This window comes from Pseudomonas fluorescens, from assembly GCF_001307275.1.
Taxonomy (GTDB): Bacteria; Pseudomonadota; Gammaproteobacteria; order Pseudomonadales; family Pseudomonadaceae; genus Aquipseudomonas; species Aquipseudomonas fluorescens_AA.
In genome coordinates, this window is the sequence record NZ_CP012831.1 from 6,669,839 (window position 1) to 6,688,700 (window position 18,862).

General features: G+C 63.2%; 11 protein-coding genes and 2 pseudogenes. 6 read left to right on the forward strand and 7 right to left on the reverse strand.

What is annotated here, in order from left to right; translation table 11 throughout:
* Positions 1 to 6: 6 nt before the first annotated feature.
* The 3 genes from AO356_RS28730 to AO356_RS28740 form a co-directional block, all read right to left on the reverse strand.
* Positions 7 to 1,356, reverse strand: a complete 1,350-nt coding sequence (locus tag AO356_RS28730) for an aminotransferase class III-fold pyridoxal phosphate-dependent enzyme (RefSeq protein WP_060742723.1) — start codon at positions 1,354 to 1,356, stop codon at positions 7 to 9.
* 11 nt (positions 1,357 to 1,367) lie between these two features.
* Entirely contained in the window at positions 1,368 to 2,789 is a 1,422-nt protein-coding gene (locus tag AO356_RS28735; protein ID WP_060742724.1) for an aldehyde dehydrogenase family protein, read from the reverse strand.
* Positions 2,790 to 2,871: 82 nt separating this feature from the next.
* Entirely contained in the window at positions 2,872 to 4,320 is a 1,449-nt protein-coding gene (locus tag AO356_RS28740) for an APC family permease (RefSeq protein WP_060742725.1), read from the reverse strand.
* A 478-nt stretch (positions 4,321 to 4,798) separates the two neighbouring features.
* Between AO356_RS28740 and AO356_RS33515 the strand changes: the two are divergent.
* From AO356_RS33515 to AO356_RS28755, 4 genes and pseudogenes are all read left to right on the forward strand, one after another.
* Positions 4,799 to 5,944 (forward strand): annotated as a pseudogene (locus AO356_RS33515) (cache domain-containing protein); the annotation flags it as partial.
* 309 nt (positions 5,945 to 6,253) lie between these two features.
* Positions 6,254 to 6,850 (forward strand): annotated as a pseudogene (locus tag AO356_RS33520) (methyl-accepting chemotaxis protein); the annotation flags it as partial.
* A 101-nt stretch (positions 6,851 to 6,951) separates the two neighbouring features.
* Positions 6,952 to 8,121, forward strand: a complete 1,170-nt coding sequence (locus tag AO356_RS28750) for an efflux RND transporter periplasmic adaptor subunit (RefSeq protein ID WP_060742727.1) — start codon at positions 6,952 to 6,954, stop codon at positions 8,119 to 8,121.
* A 3-nt stretch (positions 8,122 to 8,124) separates the two neighbouring features.
* Entirely contained in the window at positions 8,125 to 11,220 is a 3,096-nt protein-coding gene (locus AO356_RS28755) for an efflux RND transporter permease subunit (RefSeq protein WP_060742728.1), read from the forward strand.
* A 205-nt stretch (positions 11,221 to 11,425) separates the two neighbouring features.
* On the opposite strand, the gene AO356_RS28760 is transcribed toward AO356_RS28755, so the two are convergent.
* From AO356_RS28760 to AO356_RS28775, 4 genes are all read right to left on the reverse strand, one after another.
* Positions 11,426 to 12,274, reverse strand: a complete 849-nt coding sequence (locus AO356_RS28760) for an ureidoglycolate lyase (protein ID WP_060742729.1) — start codon at positions 12,272 to 12,274, stop codon at positions 11,426 to 11,428.
* 31 nt (positions 12,275 to 12,305) lie between these two features.
* The gene (locus tag AO356_RS28765; protein WP_060742730.1) at positions 12,306 to 13,046 is read right to left on the reverse strand and encodes an SDR family oxidoreductase; all 741 of its coding nucleotides are present in this window, start codon (positions 13,044 to 13,046) and stop codon (positions 12,306 to 12,308) included.
* On the reverse strand, positions 13,043 to 14,425 hold the full coding sequence (locus tag AO356_RS28770) for an MFS transporter (RefSeq protein ID WP_060742731.1): 1,383 nt from the start codon (positions 14,423 to 14,425) through the stop codon (positions 13,043 to 13,045). Before AO356_RS28770 ends, AO356_RS28765 begins: the two co-directional genes overlap by 4 nt.
* 327 nt (positions 14,426 to 14,752) lie before the next feature.
* A complete protein-coding gene (locus AO356_RS28775) occupies positions 14,753 to 15,691 on the reverse strand; it encodes a LysR family transcriptional regulator (protein WP_060742732.1) in 939 nt (312 codons plus the stop codon).
* 114 nt (positions 15,692 to 15,805) lie between these two features.
* Between AO356_RS28775 and AO356_RS28780 the strand changes: the two genes are divergently transcribed.
* Positions 15,806 to 16,987 (forward strand): fumarylacetoacetate hydrolase family protein, encoded by a 1,182-nt coding sequence (locus tag AO356_RS28780; protein ID WP_060742733.1) that lies wholly within the window; start codon positions 15,806 to 15,808, stop codon positions 16,985 to 16,987.
* Positions 16,988 to 17,034: 47 nt separating this feature from the next.
* The gene (locus AO356_RS28785) at positions 17,035 to 18,819 is read left to right on the forward strand and encodes an IlvD/Edd family dehydratase (RefSeq protein ID WP_060742734.1); all 1,785 of its coding nucleotides are present in this window, start codon (positions 17,035 to 17,037) and stop codon (positions 18,817 to 18,819) included.
* The last annotated feature ends 43 nt before the right edge of the window (positions 18,820 to 18,862 follow it).

Below are 18,862 nucleotides of genomic sequence, written 5' to 3' on the forward strand. Positions count from 1 at the left end.
GTCGGGCTAGCGGCAGTCGGCGAGCGCGCCGTCCAACGCACCAACCATCATGGCGGCCTCGTCGGAGGTGAGGGTCAGCGGTGGCGACATCACGATTTTGTTGCCTATCGGGCGCACCAGTACGCCGGCGCGGCGCGCCTGCTCGGCGATACGCGAGGCCAGGCCGTTGGCCGGGTCCAGCGGCTCGCGGGTGACCTTGTCCGCCACCAGGTCCACGGCGATCATCAAGCCCTTGCCGCGCACTTCGCCCACCACGGCATAACGTTCGGTCAGCGGCTGCAGTTGCTCCAGCAATTGGGCACCGACTTTCCCGGCATTGCCCGGCAAGTCCTCGGCTTCGACGATGTCCAGCACCGCCAGGGCCGCCGCACACGCCGTCGGGTGGCCGCTGTAGGTGTAGCCGTGCATGATCACGCTGCTGAAACCCGGACCGTTCTCGATGGCATCGGCGATACGCTGGTTGAACACCGTCGCCCCCATGGGGATGTAGCCGGCGGTGATGCCCTTGGCCAGGCACAGCACGTCGGGCGCGACGCCCCAACCTCGACTGCCGAGCATGCAGCCGGTGCGGCCGAACCCTGTGACCACTTCATCGGCGATCAACAAGATGCCGTGGCGATCACAGACTTCACGCAGCCTCTTCCAGTAATGCGCCGGCGGCACGATTACGCCACCGGCACCTTGCACCGGCTCGGCGATCAACGCGGCAATGGTCTGCGGCCCCAGCAGCGCGATCTGGTCTTCCAACTGGCGAATGCAGTGAGCCGTCAACTCCTCCGGATCGCGGCAGTCCCAGGGATTGCGGTACAGCCACGGCGTATCGAGCAGATGACAGCCGGCCAACAGCGGCCCGTGGTTGTAGTGATAGACCCCGTTGCCGCCCACGGAGGTGCCGCCCACGTGCACGCCATGGTAGCCATTGCGCAACGACAGGAAGCGCGTGCGCCCTGGCTCGCCGCTGGCGATCCAGTATTGACGGGCCATTTTCAGGGCCGTCTCGACCGCATCGGAACCGCCGGAACTGAACAGCACCCGCGCCATGTTTTCCTGGGCGAACATCGACGTCAGCCGCTCGGCCAGGTCGAACACCCGCGGATGGGCGATGCCGTCGAAGGTCTGGTAATAGGCCAATTCGTCCAGTTGCGCGGCGATGGCCGCCTTCACCGAAGGCCGGTTATGGCCCACGTTCACGTTCCAGAGGCCACCCACACCATCGAGCATGCGATGGCCCTCGATATCGGTGATGTAGTTGCCGTCGCCACGGGCGATGATCAACGTCTTGGAGCGGTTGGCTGGCGCCGAAGAACTCATCGGGTGCCAGAACTTCTTCTGCGCTGTCTTGTAGTGCTCGTACATGGTTGCAGTCCTCACTCAGTTTCACGCTTGCGTACGTACAGCAGCTGCTGGCCGGTAAACTCCAGCAGCCCTTCAAGGCCGAACTCGACGCCGAACCCGGACATCTTGCTGCCGCCAAACGGCGTATTCGGCTGGATCTGCGCATGGCAGTTGACCCAGGCCATGCCACATTCCAGGCGACTGGCCAATGCCTGTGCCTGCTCGCTGTCGCGGCCCCAGACCGACCCTCCCAGGCCCATGTCGCCGGCATTGGCGCGGCGCAGGACATCCTCGACATCCTGATAGGCGATCAGGGGCAACACCGGACCGAACTGTTCTTCGTCCACCAGGCGCTGTCCGTCGGTCACATCGGCGACCAGCGTCGGCGGATAGAAAAAGCCCGGGCGGTCCAGACGGGCACCGCCGCACAACACCCGCGCCCCCTGGGCACGGGCGTCCGCCACCAGTTCCTCAACCAGTGTCAGTTGTTCGAGGTTCTGCACCGGGCCAAACGTGACCCCAGGCGCCAGGCCGTCACCCACCACCTGACGCCTGGCGATAACGGTCAGGGCCTCGGCAAAGGCCTCGTACTGGGATTGGTGGATGTACAAACGCTTGAGGGCGGCGCAGGTCTGTCCCATGTTCAGGAAGGCCGCCTGGAAAATGTCTTCGGCCACTGCCTCGACCGGCGTGCCGGGCAGCACGATGGCGGCATCGTTACCGCCCAGTTCCAGGGTCAGGCGCTTGAGGTTGCCCGCGGCGCCGCGCATCACGCTTTGGCCGGTGGCGGTCGAGCCAGTGAAGACGATCTTCTGGATGCCGGCGTGGGCAGTGATCGCGCTGCCGAAACCCTGTTCGCCGGTCACGCTATTGATCACGCCCCGAGGGACATGGCGCGCGATGATCTCCACCAGGCGTAAAGTGCTCAGCGGGGTCAGGCTCGACGGTTTGCTGATCACGCAGTTGCCGGCCCGCAACGCCGGCATGATGTGCCAGACGGCAATCATGAAGGGCCAGTTCCAGGGCGTGATCGATGCGACGACGCCCAACGGCTTGCGGTGCAGTTCAATGCGCTGGCTCGGGGTCTGCTCCACCAACTCCACGGGGATCTGTTGTTCGGCGGCGTAACGCGTCCAGGCCACCGCGCCCATCACTTCGGAAAACGCCAGTTCCAGCGGCTTGCCCTGCTCCAGGACAATCAGCCGGGCCAACGACTCGGCGTCCTGTTCGATGTCCGCCGCGATGCTCTGCAGGCGCTGGCGGCGATCTTCATGGCTGCTGTATCGCCATTCGATAAAGGCCGACTGCGCCGCTTCGACGGCGAGGTCCAGCTGGGCCAGGGAACCGGCCGCGCAACGGGCGAACACGGTGCCGGTCGCCGGATTGATCACATCGAAGTGGCCGTTTTCGCCGTCGACCCGGGCCCCATTGATGAGCATTTGATAATCGTGCATAACATCTTCCTTTCACGCGCGGCCGGACCGTCCCGAACGACAGCGCAATTTTTTGTGTGGTTTGACGTGGTCGCGTGGCGCCCTAGAGCTTGTGGCTGCCCAACGCCATGAACCGCTCGGGCGAGGACTTGCGCAATCGGGCGGCGAGGAATACGCCGACAATCAGCGCGGCGGGAATGACGGCGCAAAGGCCGTAGGACAACAGTTGGCTGGCGCCGGTCAGCACGTCGAAATGCATCACCGCAAGGGCCAGGACCGCCAGCAATGCCAGGCACGAAAAGCCCGGAAGAATCCGTCCACGCCAGAGCCCCAGCTTCAACTCCGGATGCGAGCGGAAATAGACCCATACCGCCGCCGAGGTCAGGGCCATGAGCAGGATCACGCACAACGTGGCCAGGTTGGAGAACCAGGCGAACAGTTGCAGGATCGGATCGGCGTCCAGCGCGGCGAAGATCAGCACCACCACCGCTGCGATCAGGCTCTGCAGGACCGAGCCCATGTGCGGACTCTGGTGCACGCGATGGGTGGTGCCCAACCGGCTATGCAGCAAACCGTCACGCCCGATGGCGTAGAAGTAACGGGCCGCGGCATTGTGGAACGCCAGCAGGCCGGCGTAGATGCTGACCATGAACAGCACACGGATGATCTGGGTCAGGTGTGGGCCGACAAAGTGATCGGACATGCCGTAGATGAACGTGGTGGGATCCTGGAGCGCCTGCAAGGTCGGTACGATCTTGTCCGCGCCTACGCCAACCACCATGGCCCAAACCGACAGGGCATAGAAACCGCCGATCAACAGCACCGAGCTGTAGGTGGCGATGGGAATCGTACGGTGCGGGTTCCTGGCCTCCTCGCCGTAGATGGTGGTGGCCTCGAAGCCGATGAACGCCGCGAAGCAGAACAGCAAGCCGATGGACGGCGTGCCGCTGAACACATGGCTGCGATCGAACGAATCGAGATTGATGCCACTGTCGCCACCGGTCTTGAGGATGGCGAAATCCAGCGTCAGGATCGCCAGGTACTCGGCAATGACCACCACCGACAGCACCCGGGCCGACAGGTCGATCTTGCGATAACCGAGAATCGCGATGCTCGCCATCGCCAGGAGCGAATACGTCCACCACGGCAAATCCAGGCCAAAGACACTGGCCATCGTGCCGCTGACCACGCCACCGAACATGCCGTACAGCCCGACCTGGAGAATGTTGTAGGCGAACATCGCCAGCACCCCCGCCGCGCCACCGGCCAGGCCACCCAAACCGCGAGAGGTGAACGCATAGAAACCACCGGCGTTGGTCATGTGCCGGGACATGGCCGTGTAGCCCGCCGAGAAGGCCAGCAACACCAACAGCGCCAGGAGCAGCAACGCTGGCGTACCCGCGCCGTTGCCCAGCATGATGCCGATGGGGAAACCGCCGGCGATGACGCTCAAGGGGCTCGCCGCCGAAATCACAAAGAAGATGATGAAGCCGACGCCCAGGGCGCCGCGCTTCAACTCCGTCGAGCTGCTGATCGGGAAAGATACACTCATTGTTCTTGACCTTATTGTATGAGGCAGTTGTTGCTGGATCGGAGACGGCCAGTTTCGCCGACTCCAAAAGCTTATTGTTCTGCTTGCACGCTGGATTCGATGCTAGGCCCTTGCCAAAACCCTTCGCTATCCCAAAACGGCAGCATCCGAGGCGGCGCCCCAAAACAGGTCAGCCCAATGCTGTAACGCTGATCATGTCCCTGGACCAAACGACAACCTGTGGCGAGGGAGCTTGCTCCCGCTGGGCCGCGAAGCGACCCCTCTTTTCTGGGCCTGCTGCGCAGTCCAGCGGGAGCAAGCTCCCTCGCCACAGGTTTTGTGTTTTCTTGGCGGAACCGCATTGCCCAACGCCGGGGCACAACGGCTGCCGATTAGGGATAACCGGTAGGCGCTTCCTGCCGCAAGATAGCCTCGCCCGTCGTTCAAACAGTGCGGGGCACAGAACAATAAAAATCCCTAAGCGCAGGAAAATCTCAGCATGTTCTTCGCTCGTCTCTCTATCCAATGGCGGATCACGCTCCTGAGTGGGCTGTGCCTGCTGGCCGTCGTCGGGGCATTGACCGGTACCTCCCTGTATCAGAACCAGCAAGGCGCAACGCTGCTCAAGCAGCAAAGCAGTCAACTGCTCGGGCGCTCGGCCCTGGAAGGCCTGCAGGCACAGGGCCTGGCACACGGTCAGCGGGTGGAGCGCTTTTTCAGCGAAACCGCGATCTATGGGGAAGGTTTTGCCCAGCAGGTCCTGCAACTGCGCGCCCAGGCTTGGAACGGACGACTGACACCGGGGCAACTGCGCCAGGACCTGATCGCCGCGACCCGCCAAGCCCTCCAGAACCGCGAAAAAGTCCTCGGCTTCTACGTGGTGCTGTTTCCCGACGCGCTGGTCGGTGAAGATGCCGGTTTCATTGGCCAGCGCGATCTGGCCGGCAACGAAAAGGGTCGCTTCGCCTTGTACTGGTCGCAAAGCCAACCCGGCCACTTGGTGCAGGAGGTGCTCAGCGAAGCCCAGATCAGCGCCAACACCGCACCACCGGGCAGCGAGCCGGCCAACGCCTGGTACGTCTGCCCGCAGACCCTGGGACGCACCTGCGTGACAGAGCCCTACGCGATCGAGGTCGAAGGCCAGAAGACGTTGATGAGCAGCATCTCCATACCGCTGCTGGACCAGGGCAACGTCATCGGCGTAGTGGGCATGGACATCAGCCTCGATACCCTCCAGCAACTGGCCGCCAGCCTGGCCAACGACCTGTATCCCGGCCACAGCGAGATCAACATTCTTTCCCCATCAGGGCAAGTTGCCGGCCATAGCGGCACGGTTGACGGCACCTCGGTCGACGTTCGGCAAGCCGTGCAAACCGCTCCCGACAATAGCCCCTGGCAATTGCAGATACGCGTACCTGAAGCGCTTGTGCAAGCGCCAGCCCTGCACATGCAAGCGCAGTTGGACGACAAGTATCGCCAGGCCAACTGGCTCAACCTCAGCCTCGGCTTGCTGGCTGCCGGCTTGGGACTGTTGCTCATCTGGCTCACCGCTTACGGCGTCACCCGGCCACTGCTGAGGGTGGCGCATATGCTCGATGCGATTGTCGAAGGCGACGGCGATCTCACCCAGCGCCTGCCCAACGACCGCCATGATGAGTTGGGCCATCTGGCCAGGGGTTTCAACCGCTTTCTCGACAAGTTGCAGCCCATTATCCGCGATATCCAGCAAGCCTCCCTGGACACCCGCAACACCGCCGATACGTCGGCGCAGGTGGCCCGGGAAGTCAGCGCCGGCATGCACACGCAGTACCGGGAAGTCGAGCTGGCAGCGACCGCCTTGCATGAAATGAGCACCAGCGCCCAGGAAGTGGCTCGCCATTCCCACCAGGCGGCCGATGCCGCCACCGTCGCCGAAAACGCAAGCCGATCGGGGCGGGAATTGTTCGCCAACGCAGTCACCAGCATCGACAGCCTCGACCGGCGCCTGGAAACCACACTCGTGCAAGTGCAGGCGCTGGCCGGCAACAGCCAACACATTGGCCAGGTGCTGGACGTGATTTGTGCCATTGCCCAACAGACCAATCTGCTGGCCTTGAATGCCGCCATCGAAGCGGCCAGGGCCGGTGAACAGGGGCGCGGCTTCGCCGTGGTGGCCGACGAAGTTCGCCATCTGGCCAGCAACACCCAGAACTCGGTCGAGCAGATACGCACGGTGATCGAAGCGCTGCAACAGTTGAGCCAGGAGGTCGTGCTCAGCACCCAACTGAGCCGCGAACAGGCCAGGGACAGCGTCGCTCAAGTCGAAAAGACCCATGTGGCGCTGCAACACATCACCGACGCCGTGGAAGTGATCGAACACATGAACCAACAGATCGCCAGTGCCGCCCTGGAGCAAAGCACTGTCGTGGAAGACATCAGCCATCGCGTCAGCGACATTCGGGCAATCAGCGAAACCTTGACCAGCCGGATGCAAGAAGCGTCGCAGGCGAGCCACTCGTTGCATGCCATGGCCAACCATCAACAGCAGTTGGTGGGGCATTTTCGGATCTAGTGGCCTGTGCGCTTACACAATTTCACAGAGCACCTACAAAGCTTCACCCCTGGCATTGGCCTCGATCCCTACCATGGGCGGCTCAATATTGGGGAAGCACCATGTCCAAGATTCCTTTCGTCACACTGGGCTTGTTGGTCGGCGCGCTGCTGCTCAGTGGCTGTGATAGCGCTTCGAACCCGCAAGCCTCCGCCCCCCTGGCAAGCGTGCGTGTCGAAACGGTCCAGGCCCGGCCGCTGTCGATCAGCAACGAGTTGAGCGGCCGGATCGCCGCGCCACGGGTCGCCGAAGTCCGGGCACGGGTCGCCGGCGTGGTCTTGCAGCGGGTGTTTCACGAAGGCCGCGACGTCAAACAGGGCGAGGTGCTGTTTCGCATCGATCCGGCGCCGTTCAAGGCTGACCTGGACAGTGCCGAGGCGGCGTTGCGCAAGGCCGAGGCCAATGCGTTCCAGGCCCGCTTGCAGGCACAACGTTACGCCCAGTTGATCGATGACAAGGCGATCAGTGGCCAGGACTACGACAACGCCAGGGCCAACGTGCGCCAGACGGCCGCGGACGTCGCCGCCAACAAGGCCGCGGTGGAACGGGCGAAACTGAATCTCGGGTATGCCACGGTGACCGCGCCGATATCCGGGCGCATCGGCCGCGCCCTGGTGACGGAAGGTGCTTTGGTGGGGCAGAACGAAAGCACGCCGTTGGCGTTGATCCAGCAACTGGACCCGATCCACGCCGACCTCACGCAATCGACCCGCGAACTCAATGACCTGCGCCGCGCCTTTCGCGCAGGGCAACTGCAAGCGGTCGGCCAGGGCCAGGCCAAGGCCACCTTGATCCAGGACGACGGCAGCCCTTATCCGCTGCCCGGCAAGTTGCTGTTCACCGACCTCAGCGTCGACCCGAGCACCGGCCAGATCACCCTGCGCAGCGAGTTCCCCAACCCCGACCTGGACCTGCTGCCGGGCAGTTTCATCCGCGTGCGCCTGGAACAGGCGGTCAACAGCCAGGGCATCACCGTGCCGCAACGGGCCATCTTGCGCGACAGCGCCGGCATCGCCCAGGTGTTGCTGCTGGACGCCGAGCAGAAGGTCAGCCAGCAACCAGTGCAACTGGGCGCCGCGCAAAACGATCGCTGGGTCGTCACCCACGGTTTGAAACCCGGCGACCGCATCGTCATCGAAGGCCTGCAACACGCCCGTCCCGGCGAGCACGTCCGGATCGACGACTCTCCACTCCCCCTCGCCCAGGTTCCCGGGCCACAGGCAGGACACTAAGCCATGCCGCAATTTTTCATCGACCGTCCGGTATTCGCCTGGGTCGTCGCCTTGTTCATCTTGTTGTCCGGTGTCCTGGCCATCCCACAACTGCCGGTGGCGCAATACCCGGTGGTGGCGCCGCCACAAATCGAGATCTACACCGTCTACCCGGGCGCCTCGGCGCAAACCGTGGACGAAAGCGTGGTCAGCCTGATCGAGGCAGAACTCAACGGCGCCGACAACCTGCTGTATTTCGAATCCCAGAGCAGCCTGGGCAGCGCCACCATCACCGCGACCTTCCAACCCGGGACCAACCCGGAACTGGCCCAGGTCGACGTGCAGAACCGCCTCAAGGCGGTGGAGTCGCGCCTGCCGCAAGCGGTCACGCAGCAGGGCCTGCAAGTGGACAAAGTCTCCGCCGGCTTCCTGCTGCTGATCACCCTTACCTCCAGCGACGGCAAGCTCGACGACGTGGCCCTCAGCGATTACCTGGCGCGCAACGTGATGAACGAGATCAAGCGCCTGGACGGTGTCGGCAAGGCCCAGCTGTACGGGGCCGAGCGCGCCATGCGGATCTGGATCGACCCGCAGAAACTCGTCGGCTTCAACCTGACCCCGGCCGATGTTAATGCCGCCATCGTGGCGCAGAACGCCCAGGTGTCGGCAGGCAGCCTGGGGGAATTGCCGAGCCGCAGCACCCAGGAAATCACCGCGACCATCGTCGTCAAAGGCCAGCTCAACACGCCGCAAGAGTTCGCCGACATTGTGCTCAAGGCCAATCCCGATGGCTCGACGGTGCGCATCGCCGACGTGGCACGGGTGGAGATCGGCAGCCAGGAATACCAGTTTTCCACGCGCCTGAACGGCAAGCCGTCCACCGCGGTGGCGGTGCAACTGTCGCCGGGCGCCAATGCCTTGAACACCGCGACCCTGGTACGCAACAAAATGGACGAGCTGTCGCGCTACTTCCCGGCCGGCGTGGCGTACAAGATTCCCTACGACACCTCGCCGTTCGTCAAGGTCTCGATCACCAAGGTGATCTACACCCTCGGCGAGGCGATGTTGCTGGTGTTCGCGGTGATGTTCCTGTTCCTGCAGAACATCCGTTACACCCTGATCCCGACCCTGGTGGTGCCGGTGGCATTGATGGGTACCTTCGCGACGATGCTCGCGCTGGGGTTCTCGATCAACGTGCTGACCATGTTCGGCATGGTGCTGGCCATCGGTATCCTGGTGGACGATGCCATCGTCGTGGTGGAGAACGTCGAGCGGATCATGGCCCAGGAAGGCTTGTCGCCCAAGGAGGCCACACGCAAGGCCATGGGGCAGATCACCGGTGCGATCATCGGCATCACGCTGGTGCTGGTGGCGGTGTTCATTCCGATGGCGTTCATGCAGGGCTCGGTGGGGGTGATCTACCAGCAATTCTCGCTGTCGATGGCAACGTCGATCCTGTTCTCGGCCTTTCTCGCCCTGACCTTGACCCCGGCGCTTTGCGCGACCTTGCTCAAACCGATCGCCCAAGGTGATCACCACGCCAAAAGCGGCTTCTTCGGCTGGTTCAACCGTGGCTTCGACCGCTTCGGCGACCACTATCAGGGGTGGGTGGCCTATGCGGTGAAACGCAGCGGCCGTTATCTGCTGATCTACGGCGTGCTGCTGGTGGGCATGGGCCTGTTGTTCAGTCGCCTGCCCTCCTCGTTCCTGCCGGTGGAAGACCAGGGCTACACCATCACCGACATCCAGCTGCCACCGGGTGCGAGCAAAAACCGGACGGTGCAGGTGGTGGAGCAGATCGAAGCCCACAACGCCGGCGAGCCGGGGGTCGGCGACAGCACGATCATTCTCGGTTTCAGCTTTTCCGGCAGCGGGCAGAACGCAGCCCTGGCCTTCACCACCCTCAAGGACTGGTCGCAACGCGGCGCCGAGGATTCGGCGGCGTCGATTGCCGACCGCGCCAACCTGGCCCTGGGTCAAATCAAGGATGCCATGGCGTTCTCGGTGCTGCCGCCGCCCGTGGATGGCCTGGGCACCTCCAGCGGTTTCGAGTTCCGTTTGCAGGACCGTGGCGGACTCGGCCATGCCACCTTGATGCAGGCCCGCAGCGAACTGCTCGCCGCCGCCGAAAAAAGCCCGATGCTGATGAATGTGCGCGAAAGCGCCCTGGCGGAAGCGCCGCAGGTGCAACTGGAGGTCGACCGCAAGCAGGCCAATGCCCTGGGCATTTCCTTTGCCGATGTCGGCAGCGTGTTGTCCACGGCGGTGGGTTCGGCCTACATCAACGACTTTCCCAACCAGGGGCGGATGCAGCGGGTGGTGGTCCAGGCCGAGGGCGACCAGCGCAGCCAGGTCGAGGATCTGCTGAAGATCCACGTGCGCAACAACAGCGGGAAAATGGTCCCGTTGTCGGCATTCGTCCAGGCCCGCTGGACCCAGGGGCCGGCGCAATTGACCCGCTATAACGGTTATCCGGCGGTGAGCATTTCCGGCGAACCGGCACCGGGCTACAGCACCGGACAAGCCATGGCCGAAATCGAACGGCTGGTGGCCCTGGGGCCGACGGGCCTGGGCCAGGAATGGACCGGGTTGTCCTTGCAGGAACGCTTGTCCGGCAGCCAGGCACCGATCCTGTTGGGCCTGTCGTTGCTCGTGGTGTTCCTGTGCCTGGCGGCGCTGTACGAGAGCTGGTCGATCCCGACCTCAGTGTTGCTGGTGGTGCCACTGGGTGTGCTTGGCGCGGTACTGGCCGTGTCGTTGCGCGGCATGCCCAACGACGTGTTCTTCAAGATCGGGTTGATCACCATCATCGGCCTGTCGGCGAAGAACGCGATCCTGATCATCGAGTTCGCCAAGAGCCTGTACGACGAAGGCCACGACTTGATCGACGCCACACTCCAGGCCGCACGCCTGCGCCTGCGACCGATCATCATGACCTCGCTGGCGTTCATCCTCGGGGTGGTACCGCTGGCGATTGCCACCGGTGCCAGCTCGGCGAGCCAGCAGGCCATCGGCACCGGGGTGATCGGCGGGATGATCACCGCCACGCTGGCGGTGGTGTTCGTGCCGGTGTTTTTCGTGGTGGTGATGAAGCGTGTCAGGCGGGTTGATCCAAAGTGAGGCCCGGCCGGGCCAGCGCTATCGCGAGCAAGCTCGCTCCCACAGGGGTATTGGTAAGGCATCAATATGTGTAGCGCCTCGGAACAGTGTGGGAGCGAGCTTGCTCGCGATGGCGTCTGGTCAGTTGAATGGATGCCGGCAGACACACCGCTATCGCGAGCAAGCCCGCTCCCACAGGGACCTGAGGGGGCAGCGAGCCCTGCGATCAGTCCGCCTGCACCGTGACCTGACGCTGTTCGCCCAAGCCCTCGATCCCCAGGCGGATGGTCTGGCCCGGCCGCAGGAACACCGGGGCGGGCTTGATGCCCAAGCCGACGCCGGGTGGCGTGCCGGTGGAGATCACATCCCCCGGTTGCAGGCTCATGCAGCGGCTCAGGTAGGCAATCAGTTGCGGCACGCTGAAGATCAGCGTTCGGGTATTGCCGTTCTGATAGCGGTGTCCGTCAACCTCCAGCCACAGATCCAGCGTATGCGGGTCGGCGATTTCATCCCGGGTCACCAGCCAGGGGCCAAGTGGGCCGAAGGTGTCGAAACCCTTGCCCTTGTCCCAGGTGCCGCCGCGCTCCAGTTGCCACTCGCGCTCGGACACATCGTTGATGACGCAGTAGCCGGCGACATGCTCCATGGCATTGGCTTCGTCGATGTAGCGCCCGCCTTTACCGATGACCACGCCCAGCTCGACTTCCCAATCAGTCTTGAGGGAGCCGCGCGGGATCTGAATGTCGTCGTTCGGCCCGCAGATGGCACTGGTCCATTTGTTGAAGATGATCGGCTCTTTCGGCACCTCCATGTTCGACTCGGCCGCATGGTCGGCGTAGTTCAGGCCGATGCAGATGAATTTGCCGACCTGGCCGACGCAGGCACCGATACGCGGCTGGCCGGCAACGAGCGGCAGGCTGCGCGGGTCGAGGGCGGCGAGCGCTGCCAGGCTGTCCGCGCCCAGGACCTGCCCGGCGATGTCCGGCACACGGCCCGAGAGATCGCGCAGCTGATTGTCGGTATCCAACAGCCCGGGTTTTTCCGAACCTTTTTCGCCGTAGCGCAATAGTTTCATGTCGTGCTCCTGCTCAAGTGAAGACCGGGGTTCAGATGCTCATGCCACCGTCGATGACGTGAATGGCACCCGTGGTGTAGGCCGATGCATCGCTGCCCAGGTACACCGCCAACTGGGCGATCTCTTCAGTGCTGCCGATGCGTCCCATGGGCTGACGGTCGAGGAATTGCCGGTAGACCTGCGCCTCATCGACGCCCTGTTGCACGGCCTGGTCGGCGATGCGCTGGCGCAGCGAAGGCGAGTCCACGGTGCCCGGGCAGATCGCGTTGCAACGGATGCCCTGGCTGACGAAGTCGATGGCGACAGCCTTGGTCAGGCCCACCACCGCCGCCTTGCTGGTGGCATAGGCGAAGCGATTGGGCACGCCCTTGACGCTGGAGGCCACCGACGACATGTTGATGATCGAGCCGCCGCCACGGGCCAGCATGCCCGGCAGAAACGCGTGGATCATCCGATACATGGCCGTGACATTAAGGTCCATCGAACGCGCCCAGGCTGCTTCGTCGCATTGCAGTATGTTGCCGCTGTGCACGTAGCCTGCGCAGTTGAACAGCACATCGAGCCCGCCGATGCGCTCGCAGGCGGCGCTAATGGCAGCGGTCGAGGTGACATCCAGGGACATGGCGGTGACCTCTTCGATCCCCGCCAGTGCATGGATATCGATGTCCGTGGCGATCACCTCGGCCCCGGCCCGGGCGAAGGCAATGGCGCTGGCCAAGCCAATGCCCTGCCCCGCTGCCGTCACCAGCACGCGCTTGTTCTGCAGGTTCATGCGGCCTCCAGTTGCGCTGCCGTGGCGGCGTGCTTGGGGACCCTGCCGAGCATCGAAGCGGGGATGGCCAGGATCAGCCCGCCGCTGACCAAAAGACACAAGGCCAGTACATAAGTGCCGTTGTTGATGTTGCCCGTGAGGGTTTCGGCCACGGCAGTGATCATCGAGCCGGTGAAGCCCGACAAGTTGCCGATGGCGTTGATCATGCCAATACCGGCTGCGGCGGCGACCCCCGACAGCACGGTGCCCGGCAGGGTCCAGAAAATCGGCATCAGGCTGAGGATCCCCGAAGCGGAGACGCTGAGAAAGAGCACGGACAACACCAGGTTGTCAGCGAAGAAGGCACTGAGGATCAGGCCGACGCCGCCAATGAACGCCGGGATCGCCGCGTGCAAGCGCCGCTCACCGGTGCGGTTGGAGTGCCGAGCGTTGAGCAGCATCGCCACCACCGCCACCGAATAAGGGATGGCGGTGAGCAAACCGATGTGCAAGCTGTTGGTGATGCCGGTGCTCTTGATGATCGAAGGCATCCAGAACGCCAGGCCATAGAAACCGGTGTTGAAGGTCAGCAGGATCAATACCAGCAACCACACCCGCGGGTTGAAGAACACTTCGCTCAAGCGCGTGGCCTTGCCCTGGTTGTCGGTTTGCAGATTGGCCTTGAGCAGGGCTTTTTCCGCGACCGTCAGCCATTTGGCTTTGTCGATGTTGTCGGCCAGGCAGACGATCACCACGAACGCCATGATGATCGATGGAATGCCTTCGATGAGCAGCATCCATTGCCAGCCGGACAAGCCATGCACCCCTTGCATGCTGTTCATCAGCCAGCCGGAAAGTATGCCGCCCAGGGTCAGGCTGACGGGCAGCGCCAGCAGGAACCCGGACATCACCCGGCTCTGCCGGTGGGTCGGAAACCAGTAGTTGAGGTAGAGGATCACGCCAGGGAAAAAGCCCGCTTCGCAGATGCCCAACAGGAAGCGCAGCACATAGAACATCGTGCTCGATTCGATGTGGAAGAAAGCCGCCAGCGGCACGGTGTAGGCCACGGCCATGGAGATCACCGCCCAACTGAGCATGATCCGGGCGATCCAGAACCGTGCGCCAAAGCGATGCAGCAACAGGTTGCTGGGCACTTCGAAGAGGAAATAGCCCCAGAAAAACATACTGGCGCCCAAGGCATACACCGTGTTGCTGAATTGCAGCTCGTTGAGCATGTCGAGCTTGGCGAACCCGATGTTCACACGATCGAGGTACGCCGCCATGTAGCACAACAGCAACACGGGCAGGATCCGCCAGATCACCTTGCGGTAGGTCCGGTCTTCGAAATCCAGCTGGCCGGCTTGTGCCTGGGCGGGCAACGGCTCGGAGATGGTTTGCATGAGGTAACCCCTGATTGTTTTTATTGGGTCACGTCGAATGAGTGACTCATCCGGCGATTGAACGAGGACTCTACTGTCGGGAATCGATTCTTTCCCAATGGCATTTTTGGATTAGTCGATAACGTATTGTTATCGAGGCTTGGGTTTGGCAAGGGGGCTACTGCGTAGCCCAGCGGGAGCAAGCTCCCTCGCCACAGGGTTCAGTGCAGGCTGATCCGCCGCCATCGCGAGCAAGCTCGCTCCCACAGTTGTTTCGTGTTGACTGAAAGATCCGCGACACTCCCGCCTCCTGTGGGAGCGAGCTTGCTCGCGATGGCGGCGGCACACTCAACCGCTCAGACGGGCGTTGTCCTTGAGAATCTCGGCAAACTCCAGCGCCGCGCCCACCAGCGGTTCGTCCTTTCGCGTGAGGATGCCGTAGTCCTGGGGCACCAGGTGCAGCGGGGTATCGAGGGTCTTGAGCTGGCCGCTGTCGAGCAGCGGATCGACCATGGCATTGGGCAGCATGCCGATCATGGGCCCGCGTTGCAGCACCTGGAGGAAGGTCTGCATGGAAATGGTGTCGATGGTATTGCGCGGCATTCCCACCCCGGCCTCGGCGAAGGCCAGTTCCATGCGTGCACGGATCGGCGTGCCGACCGGGTAGAGAATCCACGGCAGGTCCACCAGTTGCTGCAGGGAGGTCGGCCCGGCGTTCGCCAGGGGATGGCGGTCATTGACCACGATGCAGAACGGTTCCGGGGCCAGGGGCTGGAAGTCGTAGCGCTGTTGCTGGCTTTGCTCGGTAAACCTGGCTACCGCCAGATCGAGTTTTTTCTCTTCAAGCATCTTCATCAGATGGTTGCTGGTCTGCTCCACCACCTCGATGGACAGCAAGGGCCAGCGTTGCTTGATCTGCAGGATCGCCTCAGGCAAGGCCACCGCCGTCGCGGCAAAGATACCGCCGACCTTGAGGTAGCCATGGCCACCTTCGCGCAGGCTGCTGATTTGCTCGACGAACGAACGGGCATCGTTCAAGGCGATCTGCGCGTAACGCAGTACGTGCTCACCCAATGCGGTGGGCGGCATGCTCCGGGAGCGGCGCTCGAACAGGGCGAAGCCGAGCAGGCTTTCGATTTCCTTGAGCATCTTGCTCACGGCGGGCTGGCTGAGGTTCATCTGCTCGGCCGCCAGATGCATGTTGCAGGTTCGCCCCAAGGTATCGATCAACAGCAGATGGCGGAATTTGAGCCAGCCGCAGAAGCTGGAGAAAGACAGATCGGACATGGGCAATCCTCGACGATGCAATAACCGGACGTTATCAGATACTGAATATATCTCATTGGAGTTCATCAACCGCGGGCCCTAGCTTGAAAGCTTTACGAACCCGGAAGACTGCCCATGTCACTGATGCTTACTCCCGAGAACACCCTGCCCGTCGATGGCGTCGCCGGCACCCTCATCGGTCGTGCCTGGGTGCCTGGCCGTGTCGCCGGACCTTCACCCGTCGTGTTGCGCAGCGATGGGGTGTTCGACCTGTCGGACCGTTTCGCGACCTTGAGCGATTTGCTGGAAACGTCCTCACCGTTGGCGGAAGTCAGGCAAACGCCCGGCATTTTCATCGCCAGCGTCGAAGCGCTGCTGGCCAACACCGGCATTCATGCCGACCCGGCCAAGCCATTTCTGTTGCCGCCGCTGGACTTGCAAGTGATCAAGGCCGCCGGCGTGACCTTCGCCGCCAGCATGATCGAGCGAGTGATCGAGGAACAGGCCGGCGGCGACGCGGCAAGGGCCGAGGCGGTACGCGCCACCGTGCACAGCGTGATCGGCGATAACCTGCGGACGATCGTGCCGGGTTCCGAGCAAGCCATGCGCCTGAAAGCCTTGCTCATCGAACAGGGCATGTGGTCGCAGTACCTGGAAGTCGGCATCGGCCCGGATGCGGAGATCTTCACCAAGGCACCGATCCTGTCCGCCGTGGGCAGCGGCAGCCAAATCGGCATTCATCCGGTATCGCACTGGAACAACCCGGAACCGGAAGTGGTGCTGGCGGTAAACAGCCGTGGCCAGATCCACGGCGCCACCCTGGGCAACGATGTCAACCTGCGAGACATCGAAGGTCGCAGCGCGCTGTTGCTGAGCAAGGCCAAGGACAACAATGCGTCCTGCTCTATCGGGCCGTTCATTCGCCTGTTCGACGAACACTTCAGCCTGGATGACGTACGCGCCTGCGTGGTCGACCTCCAGGTACAAGGCGAAGATGGCTACCGCCTGCACGGTTCGAGTTCCATGAGCCAGATCAGCCGTGACCCACAGGACCTGGCAAGCCAGACACTCAACGCCAACCACCAATATCCGGATGGTTTTGTGCTGTTTCTCGGTACCCTGTTCGCCCCCACCGAAGACCGCGACCATCCCGGCAGCGGTTTCACCCACAAACGCGGGGACCGGGTCAGCATCAGCAGCCCCTTGCTCGGCAGCCTGCATAATGAGGTGACCCACAGCTGCGACGCCGCCCCCTGGACCTTTGGCGTCAGCGCCTTGTTGCGCAACCTCGCTGCCCGCGGACTGCTGGGCCGCTGACGCTACGACCGTGACCGATTCATCCAATTACAAGAGAGACATGAATCATGAGTGACACGCCTGAACGCCGCCTGCGCAGCGAGCAATGGTTCAATGACCCGGCTCACGCGGACATGACCGCCCTGTATGTCGAACGCTACATGAACTACGGCATGACCCGCGAAGAGCTGCAGTCGGGACGCCCGATCATCGGCATCGCCCAGACCGGCAGCGACCTGACGCCCTGCAACCGTCATCACCTGGAACTGGCCCAACGGGTCAAGGCCGGCATCCGTGACGCCGGTGGTATCCCCATGGAGTTCCCGGTGCACCCGATCGCCGAACAGTCACGGCGCCCCACCGCTGCCCTGGACCGCAACCTGGCCTACCTGGGGCTGGTGGAAATCCTCCACGGCTACCCGTTGGACGGCGTGGTGCTCACCACCGGTTGCGACAAGACCACGCCCGCCTGCCTGATGGCGGCGGCGACCACCGACTTGCCCGCCATTGTCTTGTCCGGCGGGCCGATGCTCGACGGCCATCACAAGGGCGAGTTGATCGGCTCGGGCACCGTGCTTTGGCATGCGCGCAACCTGATGGCCGCCGGCGAGATCGATTACGAAGGTTTCATGGAAATGACCACTGCGGCATCGCCATCGGTGGGTCACTGCAACACCATGGGCACCGCCTTGTCGATGAACGCCCTGGCCGAAGCCCTGGGCATGTCGCTGCCCGGTTGCGCGAGCATTCCGGCGCCTTATCGCGAGCGCGGGCAAATGGCCTATGCCACCGGCAAGCGCATCTGCGAGCTGGTGCTGCAAGACATTCGTCCGTCACAGATCATGACCCGCCAGGCCTTCGAGAACGCCATCGCCGTCGCCTCGGCCCTGGGTGCTTCGAGTAACTGCCCGCCGCACCTGATCGCCATCGCCCGGCACATGGGCGTCGAACTGAGCCTGGATGATTGGCAGCGGATTGGCGAGGACGTGCCGCTGCTGGTCAATTGCATGCCCGCGGGCAAGTACCTGGGTGAAGGTTTCCATCGGGCCGGCGGTGTGCCCTCGGTCATGCACGAACTGCAAAAAGCCGGACGCCTGCACGAAGACTGCGCCACGGTCAGCGGCAGGACCATCGGCGAAATCGTCAGCAGCAGCCTGACCAGCAACGCCGACGTGATCCATCCCTTCGACACCCCGCTCAAGCACCGCGCCGGCTTCATCGTGCTCAGCGGCAATTTCTTCGACAGCGCGATCATGAAGATGTCGGTGGTGGGCGAAGCGTTTCGCAAGACCTACCTCTCCGAGCCCGGTGCCGAGAACAGTTTCGAAGCCCGGGCCATCGTGTTCGAAGGACCGGAGGATTACCACGCCCGCATCGACGATCCGGCGCTGGACATCGACGAGCGCTGCATCCTCGTGATTCGCGGTGTCGGCACCGTGGGCTACCCCGGCAGTGCCGAGGTGGTGAACATGGCCCCACCGGCCGCGCTGATCAAACAGGGCATCGACTCCCTGCCCTGCCTGGGCGACGGGCGCCAGAGCGGCACCTCGGCGAGCCCATCGATCCTCAACATGTCCCCTGAAGCAGCCGTGGGCGGCGGCCTGGCGTTGCTGCAAACCAACGACCGGCTGAAAGTGGACCTGAATACACGCACCGTGAACCTGCTGATCGACGACGAAGAGATGGCCCGGCGTCGACTCGAATGGACACCGAACATCCCACCGTCGCAAACGCCTTGGCAGGAACTGTACCGGCAACTGGTCGGGCAATTGTCCACCGGAGGCTGCCTGGAGCCTGCCACGTTGCATCTGCGCGTGATCGCCCGCAGTGGCGAGCCGCGTCATTCGCACTGAGTCCAAAGCGGCCGATTGTTCACGTACGTTGAATTCAGATGCC

Bases quoted from the DNA above. Each gene is read 5' to 3' on its own strand.
- AO356_RS28765 (WP_060742730.1), bottom strand. From the start codon at position 13,046: ATGAACCTGCAGAACAAGCGCGTGCTGGTGACGGCAGCGGGGCAGGGC.
- AO356_RS28730 (WP_060742723.1), bottom strand. From the start codon at position 1,356: ATGTACGAGCACTACAAGACAGCGCAGAAGAAGTTCTGGCACCCGATG.
- AO356_RS28780 (WP_060742733.1), top strand. From the start codon at position 15,806: ATGTCACTGATGCTTACTCCCGAGAACACCCTGCCCGTCGATGGCGTC.
- AO356_RS28735 (WP_060742724.1), bottom strand. From the start codon at position 2,789: ATGCACGATTATCAAATGCTCATCAATGGGGCCCGGGTCGACGGCGAA.
- AO356_RS28740 (WP_060742725.1), bottom strand. From the start codon at position 4,320: ATGAGTGTATCTTTCCCGATCAGCAGCTCGACGGAGTTGAAGCGCGGC.
- AO356_RS28760 (WP_060742729.1), bottom strand. From the start codon at position 12,274: ATGAAACTATTGCGCTACGGCGAAAAAGGTTCGGAAAAACCCGGGCTG.
- AO356_RS28750 (WP_060742727.1), top strand. From the start codon at position 6,952: ATGTCCAAGATTCCTTTCGTCACACTGGGCTTGTTGGTCGGCGCGCTG.
- AO356_RS28755 (WP_060742728.1), top strand. From the start codon at position 8,125: ATGCCGCAATTTTTCATCGACCGTCCGGTATTCGCCTGGGTCGTCGCC.
- AO356_RS28770 (WP_060742731.1), bottom strand. From the start codon at position 14,425: ATGCAAACCATCTCCGAGCCGTTGCCCGCCCAGGCACAAGCCGGCCAG.
- AO356_RS28775 (WP_060742732.1), bottom strand. From the start codon at position 15,691: ATGTCCGATCTGTCTTTCTCCAGCTTCTGCGGCTGGCTCAAATTCCGC.
- AO356_RS28785 (WP_060742734.1), top strand. From the start codon at position 17,035: ATGAGTGACACGCCTGAACGCCGCCTGCGCAGCGAGCAATGGTTCAAT.